General features: G+C 70.8%; 13 protein-coding genes. 6 read left to right on the forward strand and 7 right to left on the reverse strand.

All coding sequences use genetic code 11. The features are described 5' to 3' along the window. Positions 1–86: 86 nt before the first annotated feature. The 5 genes from ACWCRB_RS16240 to ACWCRB_RS16260 form a co-directional block, all read right to left on the reverse strand. Positions 87–1,538, reverse strand: a complete 1,452-nt coding sequence (locus ACWCRB_RS16240) for a Tat pathway signal sequence domain protein (protein WP_450996669.1) — start codon at positions 1,536–1,538, stop codon at positions 87–89. Positions 1,539–1,715: 177 nt separating this feature from the next. Beyond that, positions 1,716–2,981 (reverse strand): acyltransferase family protein, encoded by a 1,266-nt coding sequence (locus tag ACWCRB_RS16245; protein ID WP_450996670.1) that lies wholly within the window; start codon positions 2,979–2,981, stop codon positions 1,716–1,718. A 265-nt stretch (positions 2,982–3,246) separates the two neighbouring features. Then, positions 3,247–3,612 (reverse strand): hypothetical protein, encoded by a 366-nt coding sequence (locus ACWCRB_RS16250; protein WP_450996671.1) that lies wholly within the window; start codon positions 3,610–3,612, stop codon positions 3,247–3,249. Positions 3,613–3,934: 322 nt separating this feature from the next. After that, positions 3,935–5,032 carry a hypothetical protein gene (locus tag ACWCRB_RS16255; RefSeq protein WP_450996672.1) on the reverse strand — a complete coding sequence of 366 codons (1,098 nt, stop codon included), beginning with the start codon at positions 5,030–5,032 and terminating at the stop codon, positions 3,935–3,937. Between the two features lie 210 nt (positions 5,033–5,242). After that, a complete protein-coding gene (locus tag ACWCRB_RS16260; RefSeq protein ID WP_450996673.1) occupies positions 5,243–6,010 on the reverse strand; it encodes a maleylpyruvate isomerase family mycothiol-dependent enzyme in 768 nt (255 codons plus the stop codon). Between the two features lie 460 nt (positions 6,011–6,470). Between ACWCRB_RS16260 and ACWCRB_RS16265 the strand changes: the two genes are divergently transcribed. The 5 genes from ACWCRB_RS16265 (at position 6,471) to ACWCRB_RS16285 (ending at position 12,746) form a co-directional block, all read left to right on the forward strand. Next, positions 6,471–8,228: a SpoIIE family protein phosphatase gene (locus tag ACWCRB_RS16265; protein WP_450996674.1), complete on the forward strand. Its 1,758-nt coding sequence runs from the start codon at positions 6,471–6,473 to the stop codon at positions 8,226–8,228. A gap of 50 nt (positions 8,229–8,278) precedes the next feature. Continuing rightward, positions 8,279–8,779 (forward strand): SRPBCC family protein, encoded by a 501-nt coding sequence (locus tag ACWCRB_RS16270; protein WP_450996675.1) that lies wholly within the window; start codon positions 8,279–8,281, stop codon positions 8,777–8,779. A 524-nt stretch (positions 8,780–9,303) separates the two neighbouring features. Beyond that, positions 9,304–10,968 (forward strand): IS200/IS605 family accessory protein TnpB-related protein, encoded by a 1,665-nt coding sequence (locus ACWCRB_RS16275; protein ID WP_450996727.1) that lies wholly within the window; start codon positions 9,304–9,306, stop codon positions 10,966–10,968. 96 nt (positions 10,969–11,064) lie between these two features. Continuing rightward, on the forward strand, positions 11,065–11,937 hold the full coding sequence (locus tag ACWCRB_RS16280) for an NAD(P)-dependent oxidoreductase (RefSeq protein ID WP_450996676.1): 873 nt from the start codon (positions 11,065–11,067) through the stop codon (positions 11,935–11,937). Continuing rightward, a complete protein-coding gene (locus tag ACWCRB_RS16285; RefSeq protein ID WP_450996677.1) occupies positions 11,934–12,746 on the forward strand; it encodes an NAD(P)-dependent oxidoreductase in 813 nt (270 codons plus the stop codon). The genes ACWCRB_RS16280 and ACWCRB_RS16285 overlap by 4 nt, the downstream gene beginning before the upstream one ends. Before the next feature lie 141 nt (positions 12,747–12,887). On the opposite strand, the gene ACWCRB_RS16290 is transcribed toward ACWCRB_RS16285, so the two are convergent. Beyond that, on the reverse strand, positions 12,888–13,847 hold the full coding sequence (locus ACWCRB_RS16290) for an alpha/beta hydrolase family protein (protein WP_450996678.1): 960 nt from the start codon (positions 13,845–13,847) through the stop codon (positions 12,888–12,890). Between the two features lie 99 nt (positions 13,848–13,946). Here ACWCRB_RS16290 and ACWCRB_RS16295 point away from each other — a divergent pair, with 99 nt between their 5' ends. Next, complete coding sequence (locus tag ACWCRB_RS16295) at positions 13,947–14,534, forward strand: TetR/AcrR family transcriptional regulator (RefSeq protein WP_450996679.1); 588 nt, start codon at positions 13,947–13,949, stop codon at positions 14,532–14,534. A gap of 105 nt (positions 14,535–14,639) precedes the next feature. Here ACWCRB_RS16295 and ACWCRB_RS16300 read toward each other — a convergent pair whose 3' ends face one another. Beyond that, a complete protein-coding gene (locus ACWCRB_RS16300; RefSeq protein WP_450996680.1) occupies positions 14,640–15,935 on the reverse strand; it encodes an ammonium transporter in 1,296 nt (431 codons plus the stop codon). Positions 15,936–16,028 lie beyond the last annotated feature (93 nt).

Here is a 16,028-nt window from a genome sequence, read left to right on the forward strand (position 1 = left end):
GCCCTCGCCGCACTTCACGCACACCCCCAACGGGCTGAAATGCCCGGGCCGGTGCTGAAGTGCGGTGGGGGTGGGTGGGCGGGAAATCACGCTCGTAGCGGGTTCGTGCGGGTCGCCGCCAGCAGGTACCAGGCCGTTGCGCCCACGTGGCGGTACGGGTAGTAGCCGAAGCCGAATCCGGTGTCGAGGGGGCTGGTTGCCGAGACGACGCCGGCGCGTTCGGGGAGGGGGCGGGTGCCGATGGTCTGGGTGGTGCCGAGGAGTTCCTGGGCCCGTTCGATGGAGGCGATCAGGCGGTGGGCGCGGGCCTCGTCGCCGTGGCCGGCGCGGTCGCGGAGAGCTAGGGCGAGGTGCGCGGTCCCCTCGAACCAGACGCCGTTGCGGTTCGGCTTGGGCTGGAACTCGGCGATGGGCGCGTCCTCGTTCGCCAGCAGGCTCGCGGAGCTGAAGGTGACTCCCTCGTACGACTGGCCTGCGGGGACTGTGCTGTTGGTGCGGTCGGAGCGGTCCAGGACGGCCAGTTCGGTGGCGGCCCAGTCCAATGAGCGGGAGTAACGGCTGTGCTGTGCGCGGGAGTTGAGGGCGAGGTGGGTCCAGGTCTGGGTGTCCTCGGGGATCGGGGACTTGTTGACGGTCACACCGTCGTTGGTGCCCGTGTAGAAGAAGCCGCCTGCTCCTGATCCGGTGGTGGGTTGCCACATCTTCTCTACGAACGCCCTTGCCCTCGCCCGCCGTTGCCGCCACACCGGGTCGCCGGTGAGCAGCGCGAGCCGTCCGAAGAGGCATACCAGGTCGGTGTTGTGCTCGGTCGAGCTGAAGGGGAGTTTCTGGTTGGCGCCGTCGACGCCGAACTTGTAGCCGCCGAGGGGCTGGTCGGTACTGGCGTTCGCCTCGATCCAGGTGCCGATCCGTACGGCGCCGTCGAGGAAGCGGCGCGCACCGGTCCGGCGGGCGAGGGCGCTCAGCGCGATACCGGCCCAGGCCATGTCGCCAACTGCCGTGCCGGTGAAGCCGAACTGGGTGCCGACGTTGGCGGTGCCGTCGGCGCGTACGAAGCCGTCGGGCTGGGCGACGCCGTCGAAGAAGACGTACGGGCCGACGTTGTAGGCCTGGCGGAGCCTGCCGTCGTCGTACGCCGGGTCGTGGGCCTGGGCGTAGAGGAGGGCGTCTCCGAGGGCGACGGCTCGGGCCCGCCCCGACTCCGTGCGTACGGCGAGGTGGGCGAGGATCGCGAGGGCGTTGTCGTAGGTGAACGCCGTGCTGAACAGGCCCGCCTGGTCGGTGTAGCTCTGGGTGAGGCGGAGGTCGCCGTGGTCGGGGTAGGCGTCCATGGCGGCGGCGAGGAAGGTGTGGGCCCGGCGCTGGGCGGAGGAGGTTGAGGAGGTTCCGGTGGATCCCGACGCCCCCTTGGAGGAGGGGGTGTTGACGGCCGCGTAGGCGGTTCCGGAGGCCGCCGCGGTGAGGGCCGCGGCGCCGAGGAGCGTACGGCGGCTGAGCGCCGGGCGCGGTGTGCCTTCTCGGTCGGACCTGGCGTTCATGGGTCTCCTCTGCTGGCCTGAGAGCGCTCTCATGAACGCGCGGGCTCATTCTGCTGGTGCGCCCGGGGCGGGTCAACGCCCTTGGGACGGACGTCTGTTGGACCGTCCGCGAACACCGAGAAACCCCGGGCCAGGAGGGTGACCCGGGGTTTCGGCAGTAGGGGCGCGGTCGGCCGGTCAGTGCATGGACGAGGCGTTGCGCAGTCGCGCGAACGACGTGTCCAGGCCCCGCTTCATGATCCGCGCCAGGGGTGCTTCGACGAACTTGTGGACGAACCAGCTCAGCACCAGGAAGCCGACGATCACGGAGACGACCAGGAGGCGGGCGTCCATGGTGTCGCGCAGGCGGTTGATGATCGTCGTACCGACGAGGTAGTGCATCAGATAGAACGGGTACGTCAGCGCACCGGCCGTGACCAGCCATTTCCAGCGGATGCGGTCGGTGTAGCCGAGCGCGATGGCGACCATGAGGAGCAGGAACAGCGTGAAGATCAGCACGCTGGCGCGCCAGCTGGAGACCCGTTCGATCGTGTCGATGCGATGGCCTATCTCCAGTTGGCCCATCATCCAGCACATGGCGAGGATGCCCCAGAGCAGCAGGTCCTGGCCGAAGCGGTGCATGAGGTAGAGGGCGAGGCCGGCGATGAAGTACCAGGAGCCCTCCGGGTTGATGATCAGCGTCGCCGGGTGGAAGCCGGCGGCGGGCGCGATCATCGAGGCGGCGCCCCAGAGGCAGCAGAAGACGACGACCTTCCGGTACGTCAGCCCGGTCGCGACGACGGCCATGAAGAGCAGGTAGAAGCGCAGCTCCGACCAGAGGGTCCAGTACACGCCGTCGACGTTCGGGGCGCGCGAACCGGACTGCAGCATCGTGAAGTTGAGCAGTATCTCGCGTGCCCGGTGGCGTTCCCACACGCCGGGCACGGCGACCAGGAAGGCCGAGGTGAAGATGATGGCGAACCAGTACGCGGGGTAGAGCCGGATCACGCGGGAGGTGAAGAACTGGCGCGGGGTACGCCCCCAGCACGACATGCAGATGACGAACCCGCTGATCACGAAGAAGATCTCGACGCCGAGCCAGCCGTACGCGGAGAACCGGAACCAGGTCGGCATGATGTCGGACACCGCCCGGCCCCAGATCGCGTTGTCCGGCTGGTTGACCCTCCAGGTCCCGGCGTAGTGATGCAGGGCCACGACGAGGGCGGCGAGCAGACGGAGCCCGTCGATGGCGTAGAGCCGACGGTCGCCGCGCCCCGGGAGGGCGGCGTGCTTCGCCGTCGTCCGGGTGGGCTTCTTCGTCGCCCCTGCGGACCCCGCAGGCCCCGGCGCATGCTCGGTAGTGGCCAGCGGGAGGGGCTGCCTCGGAGACGGGATCACCTTCTGCATCCCGGCCGTGACCCGCCCACGCATCGGCGGCCCACTGTCCGCACCCTGCATCGACACCTGATTTTCCCCCATCGGAAAGCTCGCCCGCACCGACCGTCTGCGCCCCTGGAACGGCGTCAGCGGCCGACAGCGGAACGGCGAGCGCTTGCCCATCGAGAGTCACGGCAAACCCGCGAACACCGTAGAACCTCATGGTTCACGCAAAGAGACTTCTGAGGCAGATCAAGGGTTGTAGAGCGAAAGGGATCAGATTTCGACGGGATACGGAGGGTTCTGTTCCTGTTCGTGTTGCGGTCGGGGCGACACGCTGGCGACTGGCGTCCTACGGTTCGCCTTGTCCGTCGGCGGGTTCGTCGACGGGGTCATCGACGGGGTCATCGAACGGTTCGTCGCTCCAGCGGAACCAGGCCTGGTCACCCTCGATGTGCAGGAGGAACTCCGCAACCGGCCCCGACGGCGACACCAGAGTCAGGGCACGGGCGATCCGGTCGAACGCGTCGTCGAACCGCTCGTGCTCCTCCGTCTCGACCAGCGCGAGCAGCTCGACGAACCAGGGCTCGACCTCGGCGAACGCCGACTCGGGGGCGAAGCGGCCACTGAGCCAGGGGAAGTCGGCGTCGTCGATCAGGATCTCGCCGAGGAGTTGCCGATCCCGCTCCAGGCGCCAGACCTGTCCTTCAAAACCCATCCCGGCCCCCCTCCAAGGTCCTGACCGCAGCCTAGATCCTGGCGTCACCATTCCTCGCCGAGGGCCTGGAGTACGTAGAGGCGTACGGGGTCGTCGTGCGGTGTCCGGTTCAGGGGGCGGGGTGGAGTGTGTGCGGGTTGCTGCCAGCAGGGTTCCTCGGGGAGGAGCGGGGACGTTCGGTCCTTGGGTGGGATGTGCTGCGTACGTCGGTGCCAGCGGCGCCAGCGGGCGTGGTGGGGGCTGGGGAGGGTCCAGACGTACGGGTCCGGGGTGCGGGGTGGCTGGGTGGGTGTGGGTGTGGGGGCTGGTGGGCGGGACCGCCCTACGACCGCGTCGCCCTCACACACTCGTCCCCGGCGGACCCGGCCTGCCCGACCGGCGCGCTGCGGTCGTACGGGTCGATCTCCGGGCCGGTTTCGGTCGTCTGGTCGTCCGTGTCGAAGGGCGGGGTGAAGTAGCCCGTGGGGGCGCCGCAGCCGCCGTTGGTCACGTCGTATTTGTACGAGACGATCGAGAACGTGCCCGGCTCGGTGATCACCTTGTCCGGGTCGTCCCAGCTCAGGACCAGCTCGCGCCGGACTATCGTGCGCACGACCTCGTCGCCGCCCCCGTCCGCGCGGGTGACCGGGTAGACGAAGGTGATGTCGGCGGTCACCTGGAGCGCGTCGCGCTCGCCCTCCCGGTAGGTGAGCCGGCCCCAGGTCTTCACGACGTCGCCGACCAGGTGGGTGTGGGACGACTGGAAGCGGCTGAAGAGGAAGAGGGGGTCGTTCTTCTCGCTCGGGGTTCGGAAAGAGGTCCTCAGGAAGTCCTGGACGTCCTTCTGATGCGGGTTGATCAGTGCGATCGCCTTCTCGGGGCGCTCGCCTCGCAGCACCGCGCGGTCCAGGCCGGACGCGACGAGGAAGTCCCGGCTGCGGGCGAGGGCCCGCTCGACCTCGGCCGCGCTCATCCAGCCGACCGCCCCTGCCTTCGGCACGGTGATCCCCGCCGCTCCGCTCGCCCAGCTCGCCGCCGGCGAACCGCGGAACGGCTCGTCCAGGGTGGGGCGTTGGGCCGCCACCTCCGCGGGTGCCTCGGTCGGGCTCGCGGTCTCGGGCGACGGCGGCGGGGAGGCAGAGTCGTCGCCGGCGAACAGGTCCACTATCCGTCCCGGCGCGAGCGCCACCACGAGCAGCATCAACGAAGCCAGCAGTCCGACCACGTACCAGCCCGTGCGCCGCTTGGGCCGCGCGGGCGTGTAGCTGCGCCAGCCCTCCGGGCCGGGGCCGGGCTCCTCACGCAGCCGCTTCGCCACGTCGCGGGCCCGCGCCGACGGCTCCTTGGGCGAGTCGGCGGTACCCGCCACCGACTCGCGCAGAAACCGGTCCCACTCCTCGTCGGACCTGGACGAGCCGTCCGGCTCCTTACCCGCGCCCATCCCCATCCCCATCCCCCTGGCAAATCAGTAGACCGCGGCCCGCTCCCCCGGGACGCGTCCGCATGATGGCACAGAGCACTGACAGCGAGGCCGGCTGGGCGGACGGACCGTGTGGGCGCGCCACCTTCTCTCAAGTCGCCGCACCGCAGCCGCATCAGAGATGCGATACACACGCGACGCCTCAACATGCGAGCCCACCAGTCCCACGCCCTACTCCTCCGGCTCCCATGCCCGGAGCAGGTCGAACAGGGCTGCGTCTCCGTCGATCCGCAAGACGTCCGGCGGGATGCGGTCGTACACGAAGAGGACCAGCTCACTGGCCGTGCCGTGGACGGAGACGCCCGGCGCGTCCGGAGTCTCGGCGGCAGTGGCGACGCGTGCGCCGGTGCCGTCGAGCGTGAGGCGCCAGGAGCGGCCCTCGGTGGCGTGGAAGTCGAAAGCGGTGGGCTTGTGCGGCCAGGCGCTCGTTGTGGCGACGCAGGTGGAGAGGAACTCCTCGACACCATCGAGGGCCACCTCGGCCGGCAGCGGCTGCGGGGGATCCGCGGTGACCTGGGCGTCGTACGTGTGCACCGTCATCTGCTGGAGCTGGTGCCGGGCTACGGCGCCACAGGTCTTCGGCGACTGCGACGCGCCCCACCACGTCCAGCAACCTCGATCCGGGCCCGCCTCCCGCAGTGCGTCCAGCAGTTCCCGCGTCGACTCGGCCAGCCAGGCCGACAGGGCCTCGTGCTCCCGAGGGGCGGCCGGGGCGTTCTCCGGTTCGGACTTGGCCGTCGCGGCAGGCCCTGCGGCGACGGTGGCGGCCCAGGCGCGGCGCCCCTCGCCGATGTGCTGCGCCAGATCGAACAGCGTCCACTCGGGGCAGGTCGGCACCTGCACGTCGAGGCTGGGCGCGGAGGCGACCGCCGTACGGAACGCGGTCGACCGTTCGTCGATCAGCCGCAGCAGATCGGGGAAGTCCAGAGTCGTTTCCACTCCGGCTGTCTATCACCATGATCCAACAATCAGGCAGCGATTTTCGAAGCGCGCCGCTGCGCCCCGGTGCGGGCAGGCCGAGGTCGAGGGGGGTGGCCGTGGCCTCGATGCCGTGCGCCGTGGTGAGTTCGGCGGCCGGTTCGTCGAGCCGCCCCCGGCGCCGGGCCACCAGGACCACGTGTGAACCACGCGCCGCGATCCCGCACCGCCCGGGGCTCCCTTCCCTCCGGGCCGGTCACCTCCAGGAGCCCCTGGGCCGGCTCCGGAGCCCGCTCCACCAAATCCGTCGCTACGGCGAAGGCTCCCCCGGCGCCCCCGGCTCCCGGCTCCCGGCTCCCGGCTCCCGGCTCCCGGCTCCCGGCTCCCGCAACCGCAACCGCAACCGCAACCGCAACCGCAACCGGAGCATGCCTCCGTAACTCCGCATGCGCTCGCCCCCGACTCGTGGTCGGATGCTTGGGTGGACCGGCAGCGGGCCGGCGACGAGGGCGCGGGCAACGGTGAGCGCGAGGCCACCGGCGTGGGGCCGCCGGAGGGCGCTCAGGGCTTCCCGCACGCCTGGTCCGCGCAGGTGCGCGAGTTGCTCGGGCAGCTTCTCGACGGGACGCCCGCGGCGATCGCCGTCCTCGACACCCAGCTGCGCTTCCGGTACGTCAACGCCACCCTGGCCGACATGAACGGCGTACCGGCCGAGGACCACATCGGGCGTACCGTCGCCGAGGTCGTCCCGGGGGTCGATCCCCGCGAGGACGTGCTGCGGGCCGTGATCGCGGACGGCATCCCGCGCGAGACGATCTCCAGCGGGCACACCCAGGCCGACTCCCCGCTGGAACGCCGCTACTGGCACGGCGCCTACCACCGGCTGCGGCAGGACGGCCGGACCCTGGGGCTCGTCGGCATCGTGCTGGAGATCTCGGCCGCCCGGCAGGAGCAGCGGGAGCTGGAGCGGGCCCGCGAGCGCCTGGCCCTGCTCGACGAGGCCGCCACCCGCGTCGGCACCACCCTGGACATGGACACCACCTGCCAGGAGCTGGCCGAGTTCCTGGTGGCGAAGCTCGCCGACGCCGCCACCGTGAAGATCCTCCCCGAGCACGGCACCAGCCGGGCGCCCCGCGACGGCTCGCTGCGGCTGCGCCGGGCCGCGCTGGCTGCCGTACCCGAGCTGGAGACGGTCATGCGGCCGCTGGGCCGGCCCGGCGAGTACGTCGACCACAAGCCCGGCTCGTCCCTCGTCCGCTGTCTGGAGACCGGACGTCCGGTGATCGACAACCTGATGGACGAGGAGGAGATGAGCCGCTCGGCGCCCCACACCGGGAACGTCGCCGCCTATCTGGCCGCCGGTATCCACTCCGCCCTGATCGTGCCGCTGACCGCACGCGGCCAGCAGGTGGGCACCGTCACCATGGTCCGCGCGGGCGACTCGCCCCTGTTCGGCGAGACCGACGCCGTGATCGCCCAGGACCTGGCAGGCCGGGCCGCGATCAGCCTCGACAACGCCCGCCGCTACACCACCGAGCACAACTCCGTCGTCCAGCTCCAGCGCGCCCTGCTGGCCGAGCCGGGCCGGCCGCACCCGGACGTCGACGTCGCCTACCGCTACCGGCCCGCCGGACGCGGTGTCCTCGTCGGCGGGGACTGGTACGAGACGGTCGCCCTCGACGACGGACGCACCCTGCTCGCCCTGGGCGACGTGATGGGCCACGGTCTGGAGGCCGCCGTCGCGATGAGCCGCTACCAGGCCATGCTTCGCGTGGTCGCCGCCCGCGAACCCGGCCCCGACCGCATCCTGCTCGAACTCGACCACCTCCTGCACACCACCGCCGCCGACCGCCCCGCGACCTGCGTGATCGCCATCGCCGACCCCGGCAAGGGCATCTGCACCTACGCCAGCGCCGGACACCTCCCGCCCGTCGTCTTCCGCCCCGACGGCCGCGCCACCCTCCTCCCCGTCCCGCCCGGCCCGCCCCTGGGCACCGGCCACAGCCGGTACGTCTCCTTCACCGCCCCCTGCGAGCCCGGCCACACCCTGCTCCTCTACACCGACGGCCTGATCGAACGCCGCCACGAGGACATCGACGCCTCCCTGCGCCGCCTGACCCGCATCCGTGGCTGCCCGGCCCCCGAGGACCTCCTCGACCTGGTCCTCGACCGGGTGGCCCCCGACGACCCGGAGGACGACATCGCGCTGGTGGCGGCGCGGTACAGCCGGGGCCGGTAGCTGCCGGTAGTTAGACTTCCGGCCGGTCGGCGAGGGCGAGAGGGAGAGTCATGGCGACGGAGCAGGTGGAGCACGTGGAGCAGGTGGAGCGGTTCGAGGTGTCCCGTGAGATAGCGGCGACGCCGACCCGGATTTTCGGCCTCCTCTGCGACCCCGACGGGCATGTGGCGATCGACAGTTCGGGCATGCTCCAGGCCGCCGACGGCGAGGCGGTGCGCGCGGCCGGGGACTCGTTCGTCGTGCACATGGACCGCGAGGCGCTGGGCGACCTGCCGATGGGCCGGTACGACGTCACCGTGGAGATCACCCGGTTCGAGCAGGACACGCTCATCGAGTGGACCCCGACGTCCCCCGACTTCCGGCCCTCCGTCAACCACCACTTCGGCTACCGGCTCCGCCCCATCTCGAACGGCACCGAGGTGACCTCGTACTACGACTGGAGTCGCATCCACGAGCGGTACCGGGCCGCCGAGGTGTTCCCGATCCTCCAGGAGTCGGCGCTGCGGGCGACGTTGGGGATTCTCGCGCGGACGGTCGAACGGCGCTTTTGACCAGTACATGGCCTGATGGGCATGTGGCTGGTGTTAGCCTCTTGGCGCTTGTTCGTGGGGATGGCCGGGGGACTGGATCTTTTTCCGTCCAGGAGGCCCGAGTCGGCCCGTCGTACCGTCGCCCGTGGCGTCATCGCCACGCTCGCCGTTCTCACCGTGACCGCCGGTCCCGACCCGCCCTCCGTCCCGGCGGAGCAGCTCCTGCCTGGGCGTGGCGGACGTCTCCGGCCAGCGGCCCATGGCCGCACCTCTGACGGGCGGCGACGCGAAGGCGGACATCGTCTCCCGCGACACGGCCGGGAACGTGTGGCGCAACTCCGTTAACGGCAAGGGGTTTGGAGCTGTTGTCGCTGGAGTGCGTTCAAGAGCGTTCTGGTGAGCGGGAGTGAGTGCTGCTGGTCTGTGTTGTGTCGCGCGTCTCGGCCGTGAGGTCGGCTCTCGGTGGGGAACTGATGTTCTTGTGTCGAATGCGTGACCTTCATGGGTGGTGCTCGTTTCTCACGGTGACGGGTTCTTCGGGCGGGATGCCGGGTGGGGGTGACGGGGTGAGTGGGCTGAGGAGTATCGCGGCTCCGTTCGTCGTGTCCGGTCCGAGTGGTGTGGCTGTCCGGACCCGTCTCAAGGACCTGACGCCCGGCGATGAGAAGGTGCTGCGTCTGGTGGGTGCACATCAGGGGGCGCTGGCCTCGAAGGACCTCAAGGCTCGCTGCCGGGACGGCCTGGCGCATTCCGGCGAGACGTGGGCGATGCGTAAGCGGGAACTGACCGCTCTGTCGTCGTCGCGGTGGGCGGGCAGTATCACCAAAGCCACGCATGACCAGTGGGCAGTGGCCCGCCGTGGCCAGTCGGCGCACATCCACCACCTGGAAGCCGGTGTCCGCACCATCGGGGACCGGTTGTCCCAGCCGGTCGGGCAGAAGGGGACGAAGAAGGCGCCCGGGGGTTACCGGTCACAGCGGGAATGGCACGCCAAGTCACGGCGGCTGCGGGTGCTGGAAGACCGACTGACTGCCGCGCGGGCCGACCGCGAAGCCGGACTCGTCCACGTCGTACGCGGCGGCAAGCAACTGGCCCGCACCCGGCACCACCTGGAAGCGGCACAGCTGACCGAGTCCGCGTGGCGTGGGCGTTGGGAGGCGGAGCGCTGGTTCTGCCAGGCGGACGGGGAGTCCGGCAAGCGCTACGGCAACGAGACCATCCGTGTCAGCCCGGACGGCGAGGCGAGCATCAAACTCCCCGCACCCCTCACGCATCTGGCGAACGCCCCGCACGGACGCTACGTCCTGGCCTGCCGGCTCACGTTCGCCCACCGGGGCACCGAGTGGGCGGACCGTGTCGCGGCCAACCGGGCAATCGCCTACCGCATCCACCTCGATACCGGTCGGGACCGCTGGTATGTGACGGCGTCCTGGCAGATCCCACCCACGACCACCCTGCCCATCGAGGCCGCGCTCGCCCACGGGGTGATCGGTGTCGACATGAACGCCGACCACCTCGCCGCCTGGCGCCTCGACACCCACGGCAACCCGACCGGCAGCCCGCGCCGCTTCTTCTACGACCTGACCGGCACCACTCAGCACCGCGACGCCCAGGTCCGCCACGCCCTCACCCGCCTCCTGCACTGGGCCCGCACCTGCGGCGTGAAGGCGATCGCGGTGGAGGACCTGAACTTCGCCGCAGAGAAGACAAGGGAGAAGCACGGCCGCAGGAAACGCTTCCGGCAGCTGATCTCCGGCATGCCCACGGGGAAGCTCCGTGCCCGATTGTCCTCGATGGCGGATCAGACGGGTATCACGGTCATCGCCGTGGACCCGGCCTACACCAGCCGATGGGGCGCCCAGCACTGGCAGAAACCCCTCATCACGACAACCCGCACCACCACACGCCATGATGCTGCTGCCGTGGCGATCGGAAGGCGCGCCCAGGGACACCCGATCCGGCGACGGACGGCACCGCCCCCGCACGACCAGAGTGATCGTGCGGGGCATCGGACCGTCCAGGCCAGGCCAGGCGTCCTTGGGCGTGAGGAACCCCGCCCCCTCATCCCCGGACCACGGACACGATCCGTGCGCGCCGGGCGCGGAGCGAACGCGGGCAACCAGAACGCCCAACACCGTCCGGGGCGTTCGGCCGAGCATGGGTTCTGGCAACAGGACTCCCGCTCAGTCTCCAGGAACGGTCTGTACTGAGACGCGAGGCCCCGCTACTGTCCTGAGGTGAACGAGAGAGCCTGCTTCTCGCTCAGGAGAACCTGATCCTGCTGTGCGGCCGACACCGGAGGAGCAGTGAGGCTCGGATTCATCGGGGCGGGCCGGATGGGCCGGCCGATCGTCGACCGGCTGCGGGCCGCGGGACACGACGTGACCGTTCTCGTACGCCGTCCGGAGTCCCGCGCGTCCGCCGAGGCCGACGGCCTCATCTGCGCCGCGACGGTGGCGGAGACCGTCCGGGACGCAGACGCCGTGTTCGTCGCCGTCCTGACGGACGAGCAGGTGCGGTCGGTGTGCCTGGGCCCGGACGGCGCCCTGGCGGCCATGCGCCCGGGGGCGACCCTGATCCAGCACACCACCTCCGACCCCGCGACCGCCCGCCTGCTCGTCGAGGCGGCGGCGGAACGCGGGACCAGGGTGCTCGACGCCGCGCTCTCGGGCGGCCCGAACGACATCACCGAGGGCCGGCTCACGCTGTGGGTCGGCGGCGACGAAACGGTTCTGGAGGACGTACGGCCGCTGCTGGCGACGTACGCCTCGCCGATCCTGTGGGTCGGTGCGGCCGGGAACGGTCAGCGGGTGAAGCTCGTGAACAACGCGCTGTTCGTCGCGCAGGTCGGCCTCGCGGTCGACGCGGTACGGCTGGCGGGATCGCTCGGGATCGACGAGCGGGCGATCCTGGGCGCGTTGCAGCACGGCAGCGGAGCGAGTCGCGCGCTCGGCATCGTGGCCGGCGGAGGGTCGGTCGACGCGGTCGCGGACCGGCTGTCGGTGCTCATGCTCAAGGACGTCACCGTGGTGCGCGAGGTCGCGCGGAACGCGGGAGCCGACCTCGGGATCATCGGGACGGTGCTGTCGTCGGACGCGGTGGAGGAGAAGGTGCTGCGGACGGCCGACGCGCCGAACAGCCGACCGGACAACCAGGACACACGGAGGGCGGCATCGTGAAGGTCGGTTTCATCGGGCTCGGCAGCATGGGTCTGCCGATGGCGCAGCGCATCCGGGCCGAGGGGCACGGCCTCGCCCTGTACGCCCGTAGGCAGGCGTCGCTGGAACCCTTCGCGGGTGCGGACGACGTCACGTTCGCGGCGACCCCGGCCGAGTTGGGCACGGCGGTCGACGCGGTCGGCATCTGCGTCTTCGACGCGGCGGGCGTGGAGGAGGTGCTGTTCGGGGCGGACGGACTGGCCGGGGCCCTGAAACCGGGGAGCGTGGTCCTCGTGCACAGCACGCTGTCGCCCGCGCAGATCCGGAGCATCGCCGAGCGGGCGACGCCGTACGGTCTGCGCGTCCTCGACGCACCGGTGAGCGGAGGCAGCGCGCGGGCCCTCGCGGGCGAGCTGACGATCATGGTGGGCGGTGATGCCGGGGCGCTGGCCGACGTGTCCGGCCTGCTGGCCACGCTCTCGCAACACGTCGTGCATCTGGGCGGGGTGGGGGCCGGGTCGTACGCGAAGCTCGTCAACAACGCCCTGTTCACCGCGCAGATCGTCCTCGCGGACGACGCGATGCGGGCCGGGGAGTCGCTGGGGGTCGATCCGGCGGCCCTCGCGGACATCCTGACGACGGGCAGCTCGGCCTGTGTCGCCTCGGGGGTACGGCTGCGGGCCGGCTCCCTCACCGGGATCGCCGGTACGGCGGCCGACGCGGCCCTCACCAAGGACGTCACACTGACGGCGGAGCTGCTGGGCGACGCTCCGGGCAGTGAACTCGTGGATGTGGCGCGGCGGTTCGTGGCGGCGATGCGGCGCGATTGAATTGACCGGCCTCGGCAGAGGACTCCGTGCTCGCGATGAGCCGGGGCGCCGCCGGTTCATCGTGACGGCTTCCTCGCCGCCTTCCCTGCCTACTTGAACTCGCCTTACTCGCTTGCTACTTGAACTCGCCCTGCTTGCTCACTACTTGGACTCGACCTGGCCGAGCGGGTCGGGCCCGACGGCCAGTTCCTCGCGCGCCGTCCGCCAGGCAGGGTCGCCGGGGTACAGCTCGGTGCGGAGGTAGGCCGAGGTGAGGCGTTGGAGCACGGACACGCGGGCGGGGTTCTCGTCCGTGGTCTCGGCGACGTCGTACCCGGAGATCCCGCCGAGTCCGTGTTCCGCGTCGAACAGGGTGAGCAGGGACTTGGGGGCCGGGGCCAGGACGTACGGGTCGGTGTGCCAGTCCGGGCCCATGACCGTCAGATGGGCGGAGGCGTCCTTGTCACCGGCGACCACGAGGGTGGGCGTCGCCATCCGGGAGAAGTCGGTGGTCGAGAAGAACGGCCAGTTCTCGGTGACGTGCTCGGTGAGGGCGTCGCCCCCTCGGCCGGGCGCGGCGAGCAGGACGCCCGCCTTGATCCGGGGCTCGGTCAGGTCCACCTCCGTCCCGTCGTCCGGGTCGGTGAGCCGGGCGCCCAGCAGCAGGCTCGCGGTGTGGCCGCCCATCGAGTGCCCGGCCACAGCGACCCTGTCGCGGTCCAGGCGCCCGGGGAGCTGCGGGACGGCGGCCTCGATCTCGTCGAGCCGGTCGAGGATGCGTGTCATGTCCTCGGCGCGGGAGCGCCAGTACAGGGGCGCGCCGGGGGTGTCCGGAGGCAGGATCGAGGCCAGGGTCGTCGAACTGAGATGCGTGGGCTGGATGACGACGAAGCCCTGCGCCGCCCAGTGGTGGACGAGGGGCGCGTAGCCGTTGAGCGAGGAGAGGTTGTTCGAGTAGCCCTGGCCGTGCGAGAGGAGGATGACGGGCAGGTCGTTCCCGTCGCCTCCGGTCATGGGCGCCGAGACGCGCAGGTGCAGGTCGACGGCCCGGTCGGGCGTCGGCAGCACCAACGGGCCGACGGAGAGGACCGGAGTCGGGTACGTCGATGTCGATTCAGTCATCACGCGCAGTGCCTTTCGGATAGGCTGAAGCGGAGCGCTGTTCCGTTTAATATACGGAGCGCTGTTCCGTTTAGTCAACGAGAGCCGGAAGGGGTCGTGATGGCCAGCTCGGGCCAGTCGGGTGGGGTGCCGCCCCGGGGCAAGCGGGCCGACGCGCAGCGCAACCAGCAGACGCTGCTCGACGCCGCCGCCGCGGTGTTCGTCACCTCGGGCGTCGACGCGCCGATCCGTGAGATCGCGGCCAGGGCGGGCGTCGGGATGGGCACGATCTACCGCCACTTCCCGACGCGGGCGGATCTCGTCGTCGCCGTCTACTGCCACCAGGTCGAGGCCTGCGCCGAGGCGGGCCCGGCCCTGCTGGCCGAGGCGGACTCACCGCTCACGGCACTGCGCCAGTGGGCCGACCTGTTCGTCGACTTCCTGGTCACCAAGCACGGCCTGGCCAACGCGATGCAGTCCGACAACAGCGGCTTCGAGGCCCTGCACACCTATTTCCTCGACCGACTGGTGCCGGTCTGCGGGGAGTTGCTCGACGCGGCGGCCGGTGCGGGCGAGATCAGGCCCGGCACACAGCCGTACGAACTGATGCGCGGCATCGGCAACCTGTGCATCGGGCACGACAACGACCCGCGCTACGACCCGCGCCGCCTGGTCGAACTGCTCCTGCGGGGGCTGGCGAGGAGCTGAACGAGGGGCAGGCGGCGCGGGTCGTCACGCGGGTCCGGGCGGGGTCTGTCCTGCGGTAGCGGGCTGGGGCGGGACCCAACCCGCGGCGGCAGGCTCGGGCGGGACCTATCCCGCAGCGGCAGGCTCCGGAACAGACGCCGTGGTCGGCGGGTGGGCGAGGTCGTAGGCGCTCTCCGCGTGCAGGTGGACGTCGACGCCCTCCTGTTCGACCTCGGGGCGGACCCGCAGGCCCATCGTCTTGTCCAGGGCCTTGGCGATCAGCCAGGTCACGGCGAAGGAGTACGCGAGGACGGCGAACGCGCCGACCGCCTGCTTGCCGAGGAGGGAGAGGCCGCCGCCGTAGAGGAGGCCGTCGACGCCGTTGGGGGCGTCCGACGTGGCGAGGACGCCGACCAGCAGGGTGCCGGTGATGCCTCCGACGAGGTGGATGCCGACGACGTCGAGGGAGTCGTCGTACCCGAACTTGTACTTGAGCCCCACGGCCAGCGCGCAGACCGCGCCGCCGATCGCGCCCAGGGCGAGGGCGCCGATCGGGGAGACGGCGCCGCAGGACGGGGTGATCGCGACCAGGCCCGCGATCGCGCCGGAGGCGGCGCCGAGGGTCGTGGGGTGGCCGTCGCGGAGCTTCTCCACGAGGAGCCAGCCGAGCATCGCGGAGCAGGTGGCGGTGAAGGTGTTCAGTACGACGACGGAGGCGGCGTTGGAAGACGTCAGCGCGGAGCCGCCGTTGAAGCCGAACCAGCCGAACCAGAGCAGGCCCGCGCCGAGCATCACCAGGGGGAGGTTGTGCGGACGTTCCTGGCCGCCCTCCTTCTGCCAGCCGATGCGTCTGCCGAGGACCAGGATCACGGCGAGGGCCGCCGCGCCGGAGTTGATGTGGACGGCCGTACCGCCCGCGAAGTCGATCGCGCCGAGCTTGTTGACGATCCAGCCGCCCACCACGTCCTTGCCGTCGAAGGCGAACACCCAGTGGGCGACCGGGAGATAGACCAGCGTGACCCAGATGCCGGTGAAGGCCATCCAGGCGCCGAACTTGATGCGGTCCGAGATGGCACCACAGATCAGGGCGGCGGTGAGGGCCGCGAAGAGGGCCTGGAAGGCGGCGAAGACCGAGAGCGGGATGACCGCCTTCGGGTCGTCCGCGATGACGCCGCTCATACCGAAGTACTCGGTGACGTCACCGAGCAGGCCGGCGCCGCCGATCGAGTCGCCGAAGGAGGCCGAGAAGCCGTAGACGACCCAGATGCAGCCGACCAGGGCGACGGAGCCGAAGGTCATCATGATCATGTTCAGGACGCTCTTGGCGGCGACCATGCCGCCGTAGAAGAGCGCCAGGCCCGGCACCATCAGACAGACGAGTGCCGTGCTCGCGAGCATCCAAGCGGTACTTCCGGTGTCCATGCGCACACTCCGCGGAGAAGTCCAGCCGAAGGAAACAAGGTTTCACCGCAGTAGACATGTGGTGCGTTACAGGACAACTCCGTGACCGATTAA

Source organism: Streptomyces sp. NPDC002156 (assembly GCF_053593675.1).